21 protein-coding genes and 1 pseudogene are annotated in these 19402 nt (G+C 46.3%); 6 read left to right on the forward strand and 16 right to left on the reverse strand.

From position 1 onward, the window contains the following. Nucleotides 1-24 precede the first annotated feature (24 nt). Complete coding sequence (locus tag IEY39_RS24405; protein ID WP_188936597.1) at nucleotides 25-849, forward strand: DUF3761 domain-containing protein; 825 nt, start codon at nucleotides 25-27, stop codon at nucleotides 847-849. Between the two features lie 56 nt (nucleotides 850-905). On the opposite strand, the gene IEY39_RS24410 is transcribed toward IEY39_RS24405, so the two are convergent. Next, nucleotides 906-2528, reverse strand: coding sequence for an NHL domain-containing protein (locus tag IEY39_RS24410; protein ID WP_188936598.1), 1623 nt, complete (start codon nucleotides 2526-2528; stop codon nucleotides 906-908). Nucleotides 2529-2722: 194 nt separating this feature from the next. Here IEY39_RS24410 and IEY39_RS24415 point away from each other — a divergent pair, with 194 nt between their 5' ends. Both IEY39_RS24415 and IEY39_RS24420 read left to right on the forward strand, forming a co-directional pair. Beyond that, nucleotides 2723-2884: a hypothetical protein gene (locus IEY39_RS24415; RefSeq protein ID WP_188936599.1), complete on the forward strand. Its 162-nt coding sequence runs from the start codon at nucleotides 2723-2725 to the stop codon at nucleotides 2882-2884. A gap of 11 nt (nucleotides 2885-2895) precedes the next feature. Continuing rightward, on the forward strand, nucleotides 2896-3897 hold the full coding sequence (locus IEY39_RS24420; RefSeq protein WP_229689075.1) for a hypothetical protein: 1002 nt from the start codon (nucleotides 2896-2898) through the stop codon (nucleotides 3895-3897). Nucleotides 3898-3918: 21 nt separating this feature from the next. Here IEY39_RS24420 and IEY39_RS24425 read toward each other — a convergent pair whose 3' ends face one another. From IEY39_RS24425 to IEY39_RS24445, 5 genes are all read right to left on the reverse strand, one after another. After that, nucleotides 3919-6297, reverse strand: coding sequence for an ABC transporter permease (locus tag IEY39_RS24425; protein WP_188936605.1), 2379 nt, complete (start codon nucleotides 6295-6297; stop codon nucleotides 3919-3921). Between the two features lie 348 nt (nucleotides 6298-6645). Further along, a complete protein-coding gene (locus tag IEY39_RS24430) occupies nucleotides 6646-6888 on the reverse strand; it encodes a DUF5615 family PIN-like protein (RefSeq protein ID WP_188936607.1) in 243 nt (80 codons plus the stop codon). After that, nucleotides 6885-7112: a DUF433 domain-containing protein gene (locus IEY39_RS24435; protein WP_188936609.1), complete on the reverse strand. Its 228-nt coding sequence runs from the start codon at nucleotides 7110-7112 to the stop codon at nucleotides 6885-6887. Before IEY39_RS24435 ends, IEY39_RS24430 begins: the two co-directional genes overlap by 4 nt. 157 nt (nucleotides 7113-7269) lie before the next feature. Next, nucleotides 7270-7710: a hypothetical protein gene (locus IEY39_RS24440; RefSeq protein ID WP_188936610.1), complete on the reverse strand. Its 441-nt coding sequence runs from the start codon at nucleotides 7708-7710 to the stop codon at nucleotides 7270-7272. Further along, a complete protein-coding gene (locus IEY39_RS24445; RefSeq protein WP_188936612.1) occupies nucleotides 7707-8318 on the reverse strand; it encodes a hypothetical protein in 612 nt (203 codons plus the stop codon). Before IEY39_RS24445 ends, IEY39_RS24440 begins: the two co-directional genes overlap by 4 nt. 328 nt (nucleotides 8319-8646) lie before the next feature. Between IEY39_RS24445 and IEY39_RS24450 the strand changes: the two genes are divergently transcribed. Beyond that, nucleotides 8647-9213, forward strand: coding sequence for a hypothetical protein (locus IEY39_RS24450; protein WP_188936614.1), 567 nt, complete (start codon nucleotides 8647-8649; stop codon nucleotides 9211-9213). Nucleotides 9214-9268: 55 nt separating this feature from the next. Here the strand turns inward: IEY39_RS24450 and IEY39_RS29940 are convergent. The 4 genes and pseudogenes from IEY39_RS29940 to IEY39_RS24470 all read right to left on the reverse strand — a co-directional run. Continuing rightward, nucleotides 9269-9391, reverse strand: a pseudogene (locus IEY39_RS29940) (integrase core domain-containing protein); the annotation flags it as partial. 32 nt (nucleotides 9392-9423) lie between these two features. Continuing rightward, the gene (locus tag IEY39_RS24460) at nucleotides 9424-9846 is read right to left on the reverse strand and encodes a hypothetical protein (protein WP_188936615.1); all 423 of its coding nucleotides are present in this window, start codon (nucleotides 9844-9846) and stop codon (nucleotides 9424-9426) included. A 432-nt stretch (nucleotides 9847-10278) separates the two neighbouring features. Then, a complete protein-coding gene (locus IEY39_RS24465) occupies nucleotides 10279-10497 on the reverse strand; it encodes a hypothetical protein (protein WP_188936616.1) in 219 nt (72 codons plus the stop codon). Between the two features lie 69 nt (nucleotides 10498-10566). Next, nucleotides 10567-11151 carry a hypothetical protein gene (locus IEY39_RS24470; RefSeq protein ID WP_188936617.1) on the reverse strand — a complete coding sequence of 195 codons (585 nt, stop codon included), beginning with the start codon at nucleotides 11149-11151 and terminating at the stop codon, nucleotides 10567-10569. Between IEY39_RS24470 and IEY39_RS24475 the strand changes: the two genes are divergently transcribed. Then, nucleotides 11132-11374, forward strand: a complete 243-nt coding sequence (locus IEY39_RS24475; RefSeq protein ID WP_188936618.1) for a hypothetical protein — start codon at nucleotides 11132-11134, stop codon at nucleotides 11372-11374. The two genes, IEY39_RS24470 and IEY39_RS24475, sit on opposite strands and share 20 nt — an antisense overlap. A 108-nt stretch (nucleotides 11375-11482) precedes the next feature. On the opposite strand, the gene IEY39_RS24480 is transcribed toward IEY39_RS24475, so the two are convergent. From IEY39_RS24480 to IEY39_RS24500, 5 genes are all read right to left on the reverse strand, one after another. Beyond that, a complete protein-coding gene (locus IEY39_RS24480; RefSeq protein ID WP_188936619.1) occupies nucleotides 11483-12661 on the reverse strand; it encodes a metallophosphoesterase in 1179 nt (392 codons plus the stop codon). A gap of 183 nt (nucleotides 12662-12844) precedes the next feature. Further along, on the reverse strand, nucleotides 12845-13159 hold the full coding sequence (locus IEY39_RS24485) for a hypothetical protein (protein ID WP_188936621.1): 315 nt from the start codon (nucleotides 13157-13159) through the stop codon (nucleotides 12845-12847). Nucleotides 13160-13327: 168 nt separating this feature from the next. Further along, nucleotides 13328-13612, reverse strand: coding sequence for a DUF1905 domain-containing protein (locus tag IEY39_RS24490; RefSeq protein ID WP_188936623.1), 285 nt, complete (start codon nucleotides 13610-13612; stop codon nucleotides 13328-13330). 251 nt (nucleotides 13613-13863) lie between these two features. Continuing rightward, nucleotides 13864-15684, reverse strand: a complete 1821-nt coding sequence (locus IEY39_RS24495) for a glycosyltransferase (protein WP_188936625.1) — start codon at nucleotides 15682-15684, stop codon at nucleotides 13864-13866. Then, the gene (locus IEY39_RS24500; protein ID WP_188936627.1) at nucleotides 15681-16628 is read right to left on the reverse strand and encodes a class I SAM-dependent methyltransferase; all 948 of its coding nucleotides are present in this window, start codon (nucleotides 16626-16628) and stop codon (nucleotides 15681-15683) included. Before IEY39_RS24500 ends, IEY39_RS24495 begins: the two co-directional genes overlap by 4 nt. A 245-nt stretch (nucleotides 16629-16873) precedes the next feature. Between IEY39_RS24500 and IEY39_RS24505 the strand changes: the two genes are divergently transcribed. Next, nucleotides 16874-17902 (forward strand): glycosyltransferase family 9 protein, encoded by a 1029-nt coding sequence (locus tag IEY39_RS24505; RefSeq protein ID WP_188936628.1) that lies wholly within the window; start codon nucleotides 16874-16876, stop codon nucleotides 17900-17902. A gap of 55 nt (nucleotides 17903-17957) precedes the next feature. Here the strand turns inward: IEY39_RS24505 and mnmE are convergent, their stop codons facing one another. Next, complete coding sequence (gene mnmE / locus IEY39_RS24510; RefSeq protein ID WP_188936630.1) at nucleotides 17958-19331, reverse strand: tRNA uridine-5-carboxymethylaminomethyl(34) synthesis GTPase MnmE; 1374 nt, start codon at nucleotides 19329-19331, stop codon at nucleotides 17958-17960. Between the last annotated feature and the right edge of the window lie 71 nt (nucleotides 19332-19402).

Raw genomic sequence — 19402 nt, forward strand, 5'->3', positions numbered from 1 at the left:
TGTAAACAACTTAAACCCATTCCCATGAAAAATAATCGATTTCTGGCATTTTTAGGTTGGTTTTTCGGCATATTTTTTCTTTTAGGGGCACTTGGATCAATACAACATCCTTTCCTTGCATTACTCTATTGTCTCTTGGGTTTTATCCTCCTTCCACCAGGACACCGTTGGATTGAGAAAACATTAAGATTTCGATTAACAATAAAGGTAAAGTCTTTTATTGGAGTGGCGCTCTTTGCGGCTGCTATTCCTTTAGCATTTCATTATGCCGAAATTGACAAGCAGGACGAAAAAGGCAAATCGGAGATTGCAAGGAATGACCAACAAAAAAAAGACAGTTTAAACTTTTATATTCAGGTAAGCACCAAACTTGAGAAAGAGCACAAGACAGATGAAGCATCCAACGAATTACATCGTGCCTTAGGTTTTGCATCATCAAAAGATGAGAAAGATCTCATAGCAAAAGACAGCCTAGATATCGCTATAACAGAAGCCATTGACCTTGTCAAATCCAGAAAGTATCTACCTGCGCTTGATAAGCTTAACCGGTTAATCGGAGAAAATTCGCCTAACTCTAATCTTCTTTACAACAGAGCGATCTGTTATAGCAAAACAGGAAAAATACAGGAGGCAGTCACCGACTGTAAATCAGCCATACAATTGGGTAATAAAGATGCTGTAATCCTTCATGACAAAATAAACCCTATTCAAAAACGTATCGCTTATTATACAACTCAATGTTGTGATGGCACTACATCAACTGCTAAAGGTAGGGGCGCCTGCTCCCATCATGGAGGCGTCTGCAGTTGGAATGCACCTGTTTATGAGGAATCCCGAAAATATGAATAAAAAAGTGGAGTTTGGAAAAAAGCATCCTCCCAAACAGGAGCGAGCGCTGTTGTTTTTTACCTGAATAAGGTAATTTTTTTGGTGATGGTCTGATTAGCAGTGGTAATTTGAATGAAATATACTCCAGTCTTATCAAGCTGCAGGGAAAGGTTTTTTTCATTGGATCTCCTGTGATAAACAATTTGCCCAGCCAGATTTGAAATTTTCATTTCCTCAATGATGTCGGAACTTGTAAGCCTGATTTGACCATTGCCCGGATTGGGATAAATATTAATTGACAAATTGCTCAACTGAGGGCCTGTTACAGCGATGATTTGCGAGTAAGTTAGCTTACCGTCATTATCGGTTTGGATGAGGCGGTAGTAGTTTATTCCATTAAGCGGATACCGATCGACAAAAGAATAAGAATATGGTTGCGCTGCATCACCGGCTTCATTCACAACTCCGATCGCTTCAAAGTTCCGGGAGTCTTTGCTTCTTTCTATTTCAACGTGATCCTTGCTGGTCCCGCCGACGGTTTGCCATTCGAGAAAGTTATAACTGTCCTTGCTCTTCCCGGTAAAAGATAGCCATTGTAACGGCAAGGGCGTGCACCCTGTAAACCCACCCGTAATTTTTCGAACACGATTATTAACATAATCCCCGATATACATATTACAGTTGGGCGTGTCAAAAAGTATATAAAAAGGAAGATTCAATTGGGCAGTGGTAGCAGGGATGCCATCCCCATTATAGCCCGCCGTTCCCGTACCTGCTATCGTGCTGATGATCCCGGTGCCGGCGTTTATTTCACGCACCCGTTGATTGGCGGCGTCTCCGATATACATATTTGCCGCGCCATCGAATTTTATATAGGCGATCCCATGCAATTGGGCAGTGGTAGCAGCGATGCCATCCCCATTATAGCCTGCTGTCCCGGTTCCTGCGATCGTGCTGATAATGCCGGTGCTGATGGTTATTTTGCGGATGCGCTGACCTCCATATTCCCCGATATATATATTCCCTGTATTGTCAAAAACTATCCCGCAAGGGGCATTGATCTGCGCAGCGGTAGCAGCAATTCCATCCCCATTATAACCGCCTGTTCCTGTTCCCGCGACGGTGCTGATAATTCCTGTGAGCTTATCTACTTTCCGAACACGGTGATTCACCCAATCTGCGATATACAAATTCCCGCCTGCATCAAAAGACACTTCATTGGGCCAGTTCAATTGTGCAGCAGTGGCAGCGATCCCATCCCCATTGTATCCTCCCGTTCCTGTTCCAGCGATGGTGCTGATAATGCCTGTACTGATCGTTATTTTTCGGACGCGATTATTGGCCCGGTCGGAGAAATACAAATCTCCGGCCCCATCAAAAGCCAACGCAGAGGGAGACGCTATTTGAGCGGCGGTAGCGGAAATCCCATCCCCATTATAACCCGCCGTACCTGTTCCCGCTACAGTGCTTATCGTTCCTGTCACGATGTCTACCTTGCGAATACGGGAATTTACCAGATCGGCTATATATAAATTTCCTGATGCATCAAGCGCTAGTCCTTGCGGACCCTGCAATTGCGCGGAAACAGCGCTAATACCATCCCCATTATACCCTCCGGCGCCGGTTCCAGCCACGGTGGTTATATTTTGGGCAATAATAAATTGCGGTAGCAAGATTAAAAAAGTGATGATGATTTTCACAGTCAAGGCAGGTGGTAGTTTTTCATATTAAATTTTCCAAAAATAATAACGGAATTACCCTTTTATTAGTATTTGTCCAGAGCCCCTGGAAACGGGAGGCCGTCATTTACCAATACAGAAAATGAAAACGTCCGGTTTTACAGCGTTTCTATAAAGTGCTGGAACAGGCGCCTCAACAAAAGGGCGGACGCCGAGTGCTCTCCCTTTCTGGAAATGATCAGGAAGCTGCCAATGTAGTGGCTGCCCTGATCGAATCCTTCGAATTCGCCGCCGTATACCTGGGTTCACTCTCTACGGGCGGTAAATTGCAACAGGCGAAAGGGCCTCCCGCATCCTTCAACCTCATTCAACTCTAATCACCTCCCGAATGTCGTCCCCTGGCGGCGGGGAATTATTTGCAAAGGTCCTTCAAAAAATACCGGATTATTGGTATGTGCCGTTACGTTTAAGCCGCTTATTTTCGTATCGTCTATTTATGAAACCCCGAACTCAAATGAAATCGCTCCTCATCATTACCCTACTCCTGGTACTACTCATATTCAGTTGCTCAAAAGGTTCGAACTCCTCATCGCAGAATACTCCAGCTCTGCATTTCAAAGGCACTTTAGTTGGATCAACAGGCTATTTGGATGTTCATCTGCAGGGAAGTAACCTCGGCGGAACAAATCCCAGCTATATCCTTGTAAATTATGTGGACAGCAGCAAAAATCCGGTGAAAACCATCAGCGATTCCCTGATAACTAATTCTTTAAACAACTGGCAGCCCGGGCAGGCTATCTCGAATGCGATATTTTCCGGTGCGTCCGGGATCATGGTTACCCTGGTATCCGTTGACGCCGATGGGAGCAATACGGTAACCACGATGACAGTGCCCAATGACCCATATGTAAAAACATTCATTGCAAAGGAGACGGTTTCCAATGCTCCCCTGCTTGTTTATTTGGGCAAGGCAGTACCATCGGGCAGTGGTATCAGCGGGGCCGGGGGAGGCTGTACCTGCTATACAAAAACAATTAATTTTGTAATCAATCCCGCATACGTAGGAAGTTCCTATGCCGCAGCAAATGCCATTTACATAGATAGTTCGACTCACTGGGCCGGTTTTCTGAATGCCCAAATTTTAAGTTCGAACCCCAACCAGTTAACGCAGATCATTAATAATAATGATACCGCAGGATTGCACGTAAATAACGGCCCCGGCGGACCAAATAGTAATAATGGCAGCGGTCCGGTAAACGGAACCCTTCAGATAAGCGCAGATGGGAAAACCTTAACCGGAACTATTTCCGGTATGTATAAGCCGAACTATGGAAGCCAGGCTAATTCCTGCTCCTGCAGCTACAACATAACTGCTGCGAGGATACAATAAGCAACAGGAAAGTACACCCACTCATTCTGTCCTCAAATTCCTTACCGGATTAGCCAGCGCCGCCCTCACTGCCTGAAAACTCACCGTGGCTAACGCTATTACTAACGAAACGAATCCTGTAACTACAAACACCCACCACTCGATGGCGATCCTATACGAATAGCTTGCCAGCCATTTGTGCATCACCAGCCATGCAATGGGCGAAGCAATGACAAACGAAATGCATACCAGTCGTAGAAATTCTTTTGACAATAACCCCGCGATATTGGTAACACTCGCCCCCAGCACCTTTCGGATACCAATCTCTTTTATCCGGCTTTCCGCCATATACGCCACCAGCCCAAAAAGCCCCAGGCAGGAAATAAAGATCGTCAGCGACGCAAACAAACCCACCAGCGTACCCACCCGCAGCTCATCTGCAAACTTCAGCTCATACTCCTTATCGTAAAACCGCACGTTGAAGGGATATTGCGGGTTATACTTCGTAAATACTCTTTCCGCTTTCGCCAGATTCTCCCCATACGACGGGTGCTCGTTTATCCTGAAATTGACGACCATATAGCCCATAACAGGTCCCGCGATGATCATCGGCGCTACCGGCTCATAGGGATTCTCGAGGATGAAATCCTTGATCACGCCGATCACATGCAGTTGCGGACCGCCATACATATTTCGGATGATTTCTCCTATTGGATGCTTCAGGCGCATCATTTTAACAGCCGTCTCGTTCAGCAGGACTGCCGTCGAATCCGTTTTATAGCGATCGTAATCGATGTTTCGTCCCTGCAGAACCTGCAGGTTCATCGTAGCAGAAAAATCTTCATCCGCGCTGAAGAGATTGAAATTCGACTTCGTGTCCGCGGTATTGCTTTCCTTCCAGATAAACCCATTGGAGTTTCCCCAGCTTTCCGTCATCGGTGCACTGGTTTGTGCAACAGCCGTCGCCGCTCCGCTGGAAAGCAAACCCTTTTTGATCAGCTCGTAATTCTTTCTTGCGTCTCCGAACATGATCAAAAAGGCGAGATTATCTCTCCGGTAACCCGCGTCCCTGTTTTCCGCAAACCTGATCTGCCCCTCCACGATGATCGTGCAGATGATCAGCGCGATCGCAAACGTAAACTGTAAAACGACCAGTATTTTCCTAGGCGTCAGCAGCGCTTTCACCGGCTTGAACGAGCCTTTCAATACCTTCACCGGCTGGAAAGAAGAAAGATAAAAGGCCGGATAGATACCCGCCAACACCCCCGTCAGGACAACAAACAGCAAAGTCCACATCCAATACCACGGATTACCATAATCGATGGATAGGCGCGTACCCACCACCTCGTTAAAGCCCGGCAGGCATAGTTGAACGATACCCACCGATAATATCCCTGCTATCAGCGCCAGGAGGATGCTTTCGCCAATAAACTGCACTATTAGAGAAGAACGCAAAGCCCCGGATACCTTCCGGATGCCCACTTCCCTCGCCCGCTTCTCGCTTCGTGCCGTGCTGAGATTCGTGAAATTGATACAGGCGATCACCAGGATAAATACGGCAATCAGGATGAACATCCTTACCAGCTCGATCCGCCCGCCCACGTACTGACCATTTTCTGCCTTCGAATACAACCATGCGTCTTTATAAGGCTGCGCAAAAACCTTATTCGTCGCTTCCCCCGGCTTCAAGTGTGAAATAATAATATTTGCCACCTTTTTGTCAAACTCCGCCAAGGGAACCCCCGGTTTCAGCGTCACAAAAGTCAGCAGGTTGCTATTCCCCCAATTGTTGTTGCCATTGGGAAAGATCTTGAGAAAATAGGAGAAGGGCAGCAGGTAATCGAATTGAAAGCTCGTATTGGCCGGCAGGTCCTTCAGGACTCCCGTCACCGTCAGATAATCTACGCTATCCACCCGTACCGTCCTTCCCATGGGGTCCTCGTTGCCAAACAGCTTCCTGGCCAATTGCTGCGTCAATACGATATTCTTCACACTGTTTAAAGCCGTAGACGGGTTCCCTTCCAATAGCGGAAAATTGAATAGGCTGAAAAATCCCGTATCCACAAAATTCCCATGGATGCTGAAATGCTTGTCTCCTGCGGAGATCAGAAAATTAGCGCCGGAATTGTTAACCCTCACCGCCCGCTCCACCTCGGGATAATCTTTTTGGATCGCGGGTCCCAATGGAACGCAGGTGTAATTCCAGACATAGACGCCGCCATTGTTCTGATCGCGGTTATTCAGCAAGTATAGCCGGTCTATATTCGGATGGAATCGGTCGTGACTCACCTCACTCTGTATCCACAGACAAATAAGGATGGCACTGGCCAGACCGACAGCTAATCCCGAAATATTAATAAAAGAATAAAGTTTGTTCTTTAGCAGACTGCGCAGCGAAAGGCGAAAATTGACTCTGAACATAGGTTTACCAGTTATGCCCAAAATCGTCCAAAAGCTCGGCCAAAACCATAACAAATTTAAAATCAAAATATTGCCATCATGGAAACCCTCTCCTGGTGTCCGCTTTCGAACAGCCGTTGTTCATTCCTGGCCTAACCGAATGCGGGTTTTCGCGGGTAGAGCATGTGACCGCTGCGATAGCCTTCCCAAGAGTGAAATCACCTGATTCTCAGTCCAAAACCCGTGCCCCTCGCACCCCGCCTCCTTCCCAATACAGAAAATGAAAACGCCCGATTCCAAGGCGTTTCAGCGAATTTAGTCCCAAATTAGTAACTTATTTTTCCTCGGAAATCTACAACTGCCGAACCCTTATTTTCTTGGTCGTGATAGTCGCAAAAAATGGACGCTTAACCCTTTTGCATGATGGGCAAATACCCATTCACCAAAATCTTTATCTTCTGTGAGCAGGATGAAATCATACTTCACCGCCATTTCAATTACTTGTTCATCACTTATTCCTCGCGCGGCTTCATAAATCGAAGTGACCTCGAAACCTTCACCCCGAAGAGATTTTGTAATCTCAAAAGGGATGTTTTCGTCAGCAAGGATCATGCAACAGCAATTACCGTTTCGTTAGAAATGACATCCGAGGCATAAGCAAGAGCGGCGTTAATAGCAGCTTCGGAAAGACCAGGATATGATGCTAAAAGCTGGTGTTGAGTAGCTCCTTCCGATAATTTCTTCAAGATCAAAGCTACCGTAATCCTGGTTCCTTTAATAACAGGCTTTCCCAGCATGACCCCTGCATTGGATTCGATATAATCAGTGTATAGCATAACCTAATATTGTATTTCAAAGATCGTTACTCTTCTTTGAGTTTCTAATTACAATATTTTAGAATATAAATACTTGAATATCCTTAAATTATAAGCAAACTTGATTCAGCAATAACACCTTGACACTTTGTAATTCATAAAATGCTTGTTCTCAAACTCAGACTCCTTTATTTTGATCCGTTGATTGCTTTCCATAAAGTCGACTAATATCACTTTCTAAATCAATTTTGAGACTAGCGATTAGATTTAAATCTAAATGTTCATCCATCCTACTGTTTACACTTCTTTTGAAAGTAAATTCTTTCAGAATATTATAAACTTCATCCAAAATATGTTGCTCTTTGTATTGAATTTCTAAATCATAGCTCAAGAAAGACATAAATGGTTGACGTAAGATAGTTATTGCGCCCTGGCCCCTATTAGACTTAAGTAACGTATAAATGTTCCTATCTTGTGTAACAAAATACTGCTTATTATTTGCTTCTACATTTATAGATACGTAATGGATCATGCGAATATGAAAAAAATCCCAAGCCGTTCCCCAAATTGACTGTAAAATGTCATTTACATTATCTCCGACTTTGTCAAGGGCAATCATTTTTTATACTCAGAATTTCCTCCAAAAATTTTAATGGCAAGCTGAATTTCCGATGCCATTGACGCATTTAAATGTTTGTCACACCAATGAAGCAAGAGCTTTAGATTCTTGAGTACATTTCCCTTTTGAGGGTTATTCTTTTTACACAGCACGTAAATTTTCAAAAGTGTTACATAGCTGGTAAGAATCAAAGGAAAAAATGTCTCAAAAATTTTACGATCCATTTCTCCTACTTCTATTTCATATTTAAAGTCAATCTGATTTAGTTTTACTGAGTTATCAAATTGCTTATCAAAAGCATAAGTAATTTTATTAACAAATTCCTTACATTTTAAGATATCAAGATTCCTAGAAACCTTATTATGACATAGTTCAAGGGCTCCAAATTTAGGTACAACTTCAATTTTATTTTGTTGGCAAAACACAATAAGAGTTTGCACATTAATAAGGGCTTTGTCTAATAGTCCTTTATTATCAAAATAACTTACAATATCTAAACATAGATTCGCGTCAAGGTAAAAAACAATTTCATGCTTGCTCAAGTCAACTGAATTTGGCAAGACAGATTCGCCTTCGTATGTAAGTATGAAAAAGGAAGATAAATCCATAGGCTTATCAATTGGGGAGCTTTTGATGGAAAGAATAGGTAAATTTTATTATTTACCAATACAGAATATACTTTTTCGCATGGGACGCGGGTTTGGCAGGAATTAGTGACAGATTAGTAACAAGAAATTAGTTCGATTCAGACACCTTTGACAACAAATCCTCGACAAGTAATCCGCTATTTGAAGACGATGGCGAACGGGATACTCCCGCCAACAAAAGTTGAATAGGACCATTTGCCCGACGGATAGTTCTTACTTGCTATATTTCAACTGAATATACAAAAGTTTTTTATCCCATTTGAAAGAGGCTAACTTTATAAAAAAAACCATGAAACTCTCTTTCTTTTGCGTGGGCATGGTTTTACTACCTTGCCTGGCTTCCTGCATCAAAACTGCTAATAAAACCGCTAGTCAAACAAACAAATGCGGGGACGCACAGGCCACCGCCATTACCGTTGCAACTTATTCCGACTGGAAAAAATTTAAGACTCCTATAACCGTAGGAGATGTCATTTACCATGTTAACTATAAGGAAAACATAAATGGTTCTCACCTATCGCGGATGAACCTAATCACAGAAGTTGATGTTCTGTGCCTTTCTGAACCGCCCCTCATCAACAGTATTGTAACCTTAAAGCAAGTCGACACGAGCATTCATAATAGGGTGGTCATTTTTGAAGATACGAATCAATTAGTTATTCCCGAATCCTTTTCCGGGGCTACATCCAGCCATAGTGATTATTATGCCTGGCATAACACTACTAATCCCGATACCATTGTAGTCGTTAATTCTATTAGCTTTCCCTGGCTAGGTGGCTGGAGTTACGATAGTGCTTTCATCTTTTCCAGGCTGGACCAATGGTCTCTGAGTATCAACTACAAATTGCCAAAATAACCATTCAACACCGTTATACTCAACAGGTTTGCTATGTTCCATTCATCCTCAAAGCCTGCGTCATCTTTCTGGCCTGACTTAGGCTGTCAAAGGCATAGTTATCCAGGATCTCTTCCCGGTAGGTTCGATTGAATCGTTCGATGTAGCCACTCTGGTGAGGCTTACCCTTTTGAATAAATAAATTTGATAATATTGACTCGCCCCTGCTCCCTATAAAGGCTTTCCATCCAATATGATGACTTTTGCCAACACGGAGCCATTGGGAAGCGGCGGTGGAGTCGCTATATTCGATTCAGTGTAGTAACCGATCGTCAACGTACCGGCCTGGTGTAATGCATTGTATGTAATGCCGGATATCGTTTCGGGTATTGCATCAAATGTAGTTCCGCCATCGAATGAAAGGTAAACCTCTACGCCCCCATCCTGAACCACCAAATTGTCTATTTCCGGAACGCTAAGGTCTACCTTGTAGTAGAACAGTCCTGAATTGTCCAGCGCCCAATCCGTCGGTTTGATCGTGTAAGTAGCTGAATATACCTGATTGACAGCCTGCGTAACCGTCTTGGTGCAAGCACTGAAAGAAAGAACAGTGAATAGCGTCAAAAGGGCATTAAGGATCCTGGTGATTTTCATGTTAAAGTGTTTGCCTTTAAGATGTGATTGAGATACTTAGGTTTAATCCGACTGAAAAAAAGCCGGTAATGTTGCATTTCCACGTGTCGGTCTGCAACAAATACTTTCCCTGACATGGAAGGCTGAGCCGAGGTCTCCACCGATTGTGCATATAGGTTAAAAAAAATACAATATTTGCTGTGAGTACTATTTCAACCCCATTGATGGTTACTCGCATTACGGTAGGCAGTCAACAATATGGCGCTTAGCATCATTGTTGCGGGGAACAAGAGGTTATAGTGCTTTATTCTAACAATTGATGGAAAGAATAGGTAAATTTTATTATTTACCAATACAGAAAATGAAAACGACCGTCAATAGGGCATTTCAACGATTTTAGTAACAGATTAGTAACAAGATATTCAAGTTCCCATTTTCATGGAAAGTATTTTTTTATGCGAACATGCGCTCAAATTCCGCTTTTGTCAGGATGGTAAGTTTCTTATGTCGCCTTCCCAGGTTTTTCTTCTCTGACAGAATATCGTCATCGCCCGAAGTGATATACCCCGAAGATGTCTGTAATGCCAGGGCGATTAGATAATCATCGTTTTCGTCCTGTGGAATGTACTGCTTTATAGGACATTTCGATGAATGGATATTGCCTACAGTCATAACGAATTTAACTGCCTGCTTGATGTCTATTTTGAACTTAGCCAACCTGGGATATCTCAGATGCAAGATTTATTCGTAAAGCATATAGATTTTATCAGCAAAGCTTTTCCTGAAAACTATCACATAATGTTCTGATGTATCTTGCAAGGTTAAAATGCTTTTTAGACGGTCAAATTCTTTTTTCACAGTCGGAGTGATTTTATAGTCTTTCAACCTTTGTTCTATTCTTTTGCCTTTTGCTGTAGTCCCGGTTGTGTCGTTTGGCATTACAAAGAAAGAACCCAAAGACTGATTTTCCTTTTCGCGCCCGGTTACACTGTCAGCCAATAGCTTTTTGAATAAAAATGAACCCGAGTGAGTTACATTGTAAAAAGTATAAGAAGTGTCAGATAAAGAAACATAGTTGTTGCTTGTGTTGTATAGTGGCATAATGAAAATCATCCCACTTGACTTAGGGTGTGTACGGATAAAGTAATCCCAGAAATCTTTACTGAAATGAATGGATTGCGAACCGTCTTTTAGAATTGACTTTCCATGCACATCAAAACCTGTATCAAAAGAAGAAATAAAAATGTCGCTTCTTATCTCATTTGATTTTTCAGCAGAGCAGGCGGTCAATAAAACAAGTATTAAAATGGAAAGTAAAATTCTCATAGCCAGTCTTACTTATTGTATACAACGTTGGATGGCTTGCTACCGTGCTGATATTTTACTGACCAGCCTGGAACTGAAGCCGAAAACGATTACTGATGACGAAAGTAACAACTTAAAGCCAAAAGCCAAAGAACTGAAAATAGCAGAAAACTGTATCCTAATTTTTTATTTACCAATACAGAAAGTGAAAACGCCCGGTTCGAGGGCGTTTGAAAAGAATTAGTGAAGGCATTATTAAGAGCTCCTTTGGCCACTAACCTTCGGCCCGACGTACAGCAGTTGGAACACGAGCTAACAGTTGCAAATGGTAACAGCCGAACGGATGGCTCCTTTATTTACGTTTCAAGGTGATCACCGCCACTTCCGGCCACATACCGATCCGCCCCTTTAATCCCAGGAAGCCAAAACCCCGGTTGACATAGAGAAAACGCCCATTATTCCGGTAAAGGCCGGCCCATTGCTTGTACACATATTTTATGGGGCTCCACTTGAAGCCGAAAAGCTCGATGCCAAATTGCATGCCATGCGTATGCCCCGACAGGGTAAGGTGGATGTGCTGGTGATGATCGAGCGTTACGGCCTCCCAGTGTGAGGGATCATGTGACATCAGGATCTTAAAGGCATCATCTGGCACAGTCGCGGTGGCCCTCTTTAAGTCGCCATATTTATGGAAACCGCCCTTACCCCAGTTCTCCACGCCTAACAGCGTAATGGACTGGCCATCCTTTTGAAGGGTGATCGCCTCATCCAGCAGGAGGCGAAAGCCGATCTCGGCGTGTACCTGTTTCAACCGGGTCAGGTTTGCATCTTTGGCGTCGTGCGATGCCCATTGAATATAGTCACCGTAATCATGATTCCCCAGCACCGAAAATTTTCCCATCGGCGCTGTCAACCCTGCAAAAGCAGGGATCCATCTGTCCATTTCAGACGCATGGTTATTGACCAGATCGCCGGTGAACAGAATGACCTCGCTTTGCTGGGCGTTGACAAGGTCCAGCCCCTTTTGCACTCCGGCGCCGTTAGTAAAGCTGCCGGAGTGGACGTCTGTGATCTGTGTGATGGAAAAACCGTCAAACGCCTCGGGCAGGTCCGGGAAATAGATCGTTTCACGTCTTACCCGATAAAAATGCCGCCCGCGGGTAATACCGAACAACACAAGGAGGAACAGCACCGCCGCCGTGCCCAGGGTCAGCTCGCTTACCCAGAGCACCCTCGGCGGAAACCCGCGAAACAGCCGGGTAATGTCTTCGACTAACAAAAAGGGGAAGGAAAATAACCGGGGAACCCACGCCAGTAGCATCAGTCCCATCAGCCAGGCGATCAGCGTTTGCTGCGTGCGTGAGCCTCGCCGCACAAAAATTACAGCAACTATGCCGCTCATCAACAACAGGTCGATGAGCCAATATGCCCATAACCAGGCGCTGGAATTGACAAAGGGTCTTACAGCCTGATAAAAGTAGAGGTCCGTACCCAGCCACAGCAGGAGGATCAGAGGGAGTCTTTTCGCCATATAGAGGGTAGACGATCGAACGCAGGAAATATTTTATCCAAATCCCACTTTATCACCACGTTTGAGTGCGGTTTCGGCCCAGATCCGTCCAAAACCCCGGGATGCGCCGTTGGGGGCTTGTAGCTTAACCGGGGGATCTTGTAGCCAAAATGAGAAAGGCAGATCAGGTTTGGAGCAATTGCCCTACTGCAGCTTCCTTGCGTCAGCCAAAAGAATACTATTGATGCCCTCTATCATCTGCCGTCTGGCCTGGCTAAAGCATTCCTCTGCTTCTTTTTTTTGTGCGCCTCTAATGGCTTGTCTGATGGCTGTTTCGATCTCAGGTAGCGCGGACCGGACCGGGGAGCTTATGCTGGAATAGCTTTGACCCAGCACCTGCAGGATGTGTTTATAGTTCTCGTATGACGACATCATTTTGCGGGCGCCACTCTGCGAATATTGCAGCGGGAGGTTTTCGCGTATCGCCGTGAGCTGAACTTTTACTTCGCTGCTGGTCATTGGCCGTTTTGTTCAAAGTTAGTTTATTTGGCGAAGAACGCTGGTGGAGTCGAATCCAGTATGCCAGGTTCCGATTTTACCGGTGCGACATCCGCCTTTGACGAAAGTGTCGGTAAGTCTCATATAGGAGGCAATCAGCAATAGCAATCCCAGGGCTGGGACCTTGCTTTATTCAAACTTATCGATACGTTCAGTTAAGCACACAGTCACGGCATCGCCCGCCTCTTTAGCGATCAAATTCCTTATTTCCTTGTTAAAGGACAATTTTTGCTTTCCATCACCTAATGCCATAAAAGAGCCTTGAAAAGGCTGCCCGTCTACGGTGCCGCGAACCTTTACTAATCCCTTCGTTTTGAAAAAACTAACAGACTCCGGCCATACGACGTAAGTCCAGCCGCCTTTCGCAGGGCTCTTCTGAAGGACCGCTGTGAATTTCTTTTGTAATGTGCTCATAACATTCCAGTTAATCGGTCCAAATTTACGAGGTGCTATGTTTCCGGAGAAGCCGGCTTTGCGACATTGTAGGGTGCCGATTGAGCCAAACTTTCACAATTAGAAGACTGAAGTACCTTCCGATCCAAACTTGAGAACATCTGATTGTGGGCTGGTTGAGCAGGGAATTCCTGACTATTTACAGAGATAATTAAAGCCTTTCCCTTAACCTGACTTAAAATGGAACATTTTCAACCCAATCAAAAGAATAATTAATGGGTAAAGTCACTATTCGCCGCGAACTCATGTGCTTCATCAGTCTTCCGGATCAGATGTATAAGCGAAAAACCCATCCCTCCAAAAGGCTCACAAGTATACAGCTCAAACCAGGGGCGGGATACTTTTCTTATACTTTTCTTCGGATGCAGGTACACCGATTGCTCGCATTGTCGGTAGTTGACCTTCATTTCAGGCAGCCTTCCCCCGATCAGGGACTTTACGGCGCCTGTCAGCCCGGAGGAGAACAGGTGGGGCCGTTCATTCAATACAAGCGCAAAAAAATGACCATAAGGCTTGACGACAAGGGCAAGGTTCCTGAACAGCAGGCCTATATCCTGAATGGAATTGATGACCGCAAAATTGGACAAGATAGCATCTACCTTTTGTTCGAATGGCATCATCTTTCCCCAGGTGCTGAAATCCGTCCTTACATCTTCCAGGAATATCACCTGCTTGCTGCCAAGCAGGTCCATGTTGCGCATGATGGCCTGATCACGCATCCCCCTCGAAGGTTCGCAGAAAATGACGTTATACCTGTTCTTAGTCAGCCATTTCAGATCGAGCCCTGTGCCTCCTCCGAAATCGAGCACACATCCGGCAGGCACAGTTTTCATGAACCTGGTTGCAACAGCCTGCCTGATGCCACGGTTGGATTCCTCCTTATCCAGTATCGCATCATATTCAGCAGCGATGGCATCGTAAAAACGGATGTTGGATTCCCGGGAAGAATTTTTCCGGAAAAGCGACATGACCGCTTTTGCGCAATCATCCATCGAATTCAGAAGTATCTGATCATGTTCCCTGCCAGGGTCCTGCAGGATCGAGAGCACTTGTTCAGTCATTTCCTTCTGGCTATCGGCAATATGCCATTGCCTGATCAAGCCTGATCCCGGGTTACAAAAGCTGCAGACGTGGGCGCCCGCATAGAGGGCCTCAAGGCAAGCCGTACAATATCCCTCATAAGAAGAAGGATGAAGCAGGATCCTGGAGCGACGCATCAACTGCAAAACTTCCACATGAGGCTTCTCCCCTGTTAATGATATATGGCCGGCCAGCCCGAGTTTATCGATCCGCTCCTTTAAACGATCCATCTCGGGGCCTTTCCCGCATACGACTGCTTTAATACCGGGTACATGGGGGACCAGCGAAGCGATGACCGAAATAAAAACATCATACTGCTTCAGCGGTATAAGCGAACCTACTCCCAGCACATCGATGTCCCGCGCTATAGGCGAAGTGTCAAACAAAGAAGAATCTATCGCATTGCGTATGATATGATCCGGACGGACTCCATGATTCCGTTCAAACTCCTTCACCAGGAAATCGGACAGCGCTACCAGCTCGCCGGGCTTCGGACGGATGAATTTGATGAAGCGGTTGTCTTTTCGTGCATCCTGCCCCAGTATCCATATATAATGGGCAATGCCGTAGCGCTTGCCATAGCACTTACCGATGAGGGCGCATTCGGTACACCAGAAACTGAAAATACCTGTTAGATGATGGAGCTTTTGCAGATGGCGGAGGGTTCTCCATACTTTTCTCCAGGCCTGCAGTTTATATAGCTTGCCCTTGTTGTATGTATCAAAAGGGATCACCCGGTTGCCATTCCAGGTATATGGGGCGCGACGATAAGGATATTCCATCGTGAGAATGACGATCCGTGTATCCGGATAATTCCTGTTGAGGGCCAGCACCAATAACTGCTGCGAGGTCAGGCAGGTGCTGTCGGCCTCGTCGGCGGGAAAACCGGGAGTCAGTATCACCAATATATCCTCGCCTGGATTCTCCTGATGGATTTGTCCGCGTTCGTTCATTTTTTAATCATTATCCAGGGAAATGGGTCTTTCCCACCCCGGATCCTGTTCATTAATGTATACGGTCTGAACAAAATCCGGTAGTGGAAGGACAGCCAGTCATCAATGCAATGATGAAAATAAAAATCTGCCATTTCAAGATCGCCGAGGGAAGAATAGTAAGCCGCGGTTCTTCTTTTGGCGCCTTCGATTTCTCTCCGTCGGTAGAAAAAGGTATCCATAATATGTATCTCTCCGTCCGGTTTCAACTGGGAGAGGCAGAAATAGACGATCTTTTTCAGGGAAGGGAAGTATTGAATGGAAGCGGCAAACAGAATGCAATCAAAAAGCTGGTCCTGCAGTATCCCTGACCGGATGTCTCCCTGAACGAACCGTAGATTGGGATCGCCATTAAACACCCTGGCGGCCTGATGCAATTCGGTAAAATTGATATCGAGCCCCGTGACTTTTGTATCAGGTATACCTGCCAGTTGATGGGATAGCCATCCGTTACCACAACCTATTTCCAGGATTTCCAGGTGTCTCTGTTTAGAGGTCAGGTATTGGATAAGCCTGCGGGCGGAGCATTTGCGGATCTGCCATTCTTTATAATGGCAGTGTTCCGGACTGATATCGGGCAACCGGATCAGTTCTTCGTCCGTATAAATTCTGTTCTCCAGGCTTCGGATGAAAATGTATTTCTCTTCGAATAAGATATCACCCGCGGTAGGATAGCCCCGCACCTGGAGATTGGTTAATATGGATGAATCGGGCCAAGTCATGTTTTGATTTTTAGAAGCCCTGAATTTCAGGCTGCTTGTACTTCCAGAGCAGTGTAGCCCGGCCATGATGCGGATCATCTTTCGTTTGAACCTGCTCAACCGGGTATCCGATATAGTCGGATAATAGCCGTTGAGCTCCGTTTCGAAATCCCGGATCTTTGGACCATATCTGGATAAAGCCAAGGTGTAAGGGGGTTCTTCTTCAGGTCGAAATTTTACCAGTGAGGATTGATCTAATTTTCCAGCTTTTGAGGGAATTGAAAACCGCTGGACAGTATATGTTTATTCAATTCGGAGCCTTCAGTCGGGGCGGGACACTAGATATTAAAAGGCGGAAAGGAAGCTCATCTCCTATAGAACGCAGTTTTTCCGCTAGAGGATGCCCAACTCCAAGCAACGGATTCTCCCGGACCTGCGTTCTACCTTCTATGAATATTCCAGCCCGGAAATGGAATAAGGATGTCCTCCCCCGGCGTATCCTGGCGATACGCCTCCAGGCCATGGGGGACCTTGTGATAACCCTCCCCTACTTGCAGCATCTGAGAAATAGCCTGCCTGCCGGAACACGCCTGGACCTGTTGACAAGGGAAGAAGTCAATGCCATTCCCAAGGAAATAGAGCTTTTTGACAAAGTATACACAATCAGAGGCGGTCGGAATACCAAGAAACAATTGATTTATACCGCTTTGCTGTTACCTGAGCTATGGGCCAGGAGATACGGGATAGTCATCGATCTCCAGAATAATATCATCAGCCGGCTGGTCCGTAACAGCCTGCTGCCCCGGGCCTGGTCCGAATTCGACAGATTCTCTCCTGTTCCGGCAGGGGAAAGTACCCGTCTCACTATTGAGGCGGTTGGATTGGGAAAATGTGATATTTCGTCCCGGTTTAAAATCAGGCACAAGGATGCAGGACGGGATCTCTTAATAGCGCATGGATGGGATGGCAATAAGGAGCTCATCGTTCTTAACCCCGCAGGAGCTTTCCCTACCCGGAATTGGGCAATGGACAAATATGTGGAATTCGCCCGGTTGTGGTTGCAACGGCGGCCCGCTTCCCAATTCCTCCTCCTGGGCACTTCATTTATCGCAGCCAAGTCAACCTTCCTGAAAAATGCCCTGGGCGGTCATCTTATCAACCTGACAGGAAAGACCACCCCCGCACAAGCATTTACTGTCCTCCAACAAACAAGCCTGGTCTTATCGGAAGATTCAGGGCTCATGCATATGTCCTGGGTATCCGGCATTCCGACCCTCGCCATCTTCGGCTCTACCCGTGACCGTGCGAGACCGCTGGGACCTCATGCCCTGCTGTTGAACTCTTCCGACTTGCCATGCGGAAACTGTATGCTGGAAGAGTGCAAGTACGGAGACACGCATTGCCTCAGTAGGTATACGGCAGATATGGTCTTTGACAAGGCACTATCCCTGCTGCAAAAAGCAAAAGAAAACCCCTGATAATCAGGGGCAACGAAATATAACCCGCATCAATCGCGCACCCCGCGCAATGCGGTCACTTCCCAATACAAAACTTCGAAAAAATATAATCAAGCCTATCCTCCGTCGTAATCTCCCCCGTAATCTCCCCGAGATAATGCAAGCAATGCCGGATATCCAGCGCCAGCAGATCCCCCGGCAGCAACTCATCCAGCCCCTTACGAATCGCCGAAAGCGATAGCTGGATCAGCTGCAGTGCATGATAATGCCGTGCATTCGTCACGATCGTCCCATCGCCCGCCCCGGCCCCTTGCAGTACCTGGTCCACCAATCGCTGTTTCAACACATCGATGGAATGTCCATCCCGTGCCGAGATCAGCAGTTCCCCCGGAAACCGGCCCCGGGCCGCCGCGCCTTCCGCAGTGTCGACCTTGTTCCCCACCAACAGGAAAGGCTTCCCCTTCGCCACCAATTCTTCTCTCACCGCCGCAACACCCGCGATAGGATCAGCAACATCAAAAAGATAAACAACAATATCGGCCTGATCCATCTTCTCCAGGCTCCGCCCCACCCCAATCTGCTCTATCACATCGGAAGTATGATGTCTTATCCCCGCCGTATCGATAAGTCGAAACAGCACCCCATCGATATTCAGCACTTCTTCTATCGTATCCCGTGTCGTTCCGGCAATCTCCGAAACGATAGCCCTATTCTCATTCAGCAGCGTATTGAGCAGCGTCGACTTCCCCGCATTGGGCTTTCCTACGATGGCCACAGACACCCCATTCCTAATAACATTCCCCAATCGAAAAGACGCCAACAGGGCCGAAGTCATCTGTTCCGCCTCACTTATCAGGTGGTACAACTGTTTCCGATCGGCAAATTCCACATCTTCCTGGGAAAAATCGAGCTCCAGCTCTATCAGCGCGGAGAAGCTGATCAGTCGTTCGCGCAGGTCCCGAAGCTCTCGCGAAAATCCACCCCGCATCGTATGTAACGCGGTACGTGCGCTCGCAGCCGTATTCGCAGCGATCACATCCGCCACCGCCTCTGCCTGGGTCAGATCGAGGCGGCCGTTCAGAAAAGCTCGTTGTGTAAATTCTCCTGCGCGAGCCAGGCGGGCGCCGGCGTGCAACAGGGCCTGCATCACACGTTCCAGGATATAGGGACTCCCATGACAGGAGATCTCGATCACGTCTTCACCAGTGTAGCTTCGCGGCCCGCGAAAGAGTGACACCACCACCTCATCCAGCGTCTCCTCCCCTTCTTTCAGCAGTCCCACGTGCAGCGTATGCGAAGGCTGTTCGCGCAGGTCTTTCGCCGGAAACAGCCCGCCAACGATCCCAAAAGTCTTCGGCCCACTTACCCGTATCAGCCCGATTGCGCCGATTCCCGGTGGGGTCGCAAGGGCAACGATCGTATCATCCCAGCCAGTTAACTTACCTAACATCTTACAAAGATATGCCAGCACCCGGTTCAAAACCACCACTTCTCCTAATCTCACTCGGGCTTTCCCCGGCG

The sequence above is a fragment of the Puia dinghuensis genome (assembly GCF_014642875.1).
GTDB classification, from domain to species: Bacteria; Bacteroidota; Bacteroidia; order Chitinophagales; family Chitinophagaceae; genus Puia; species Puia dinghuensis.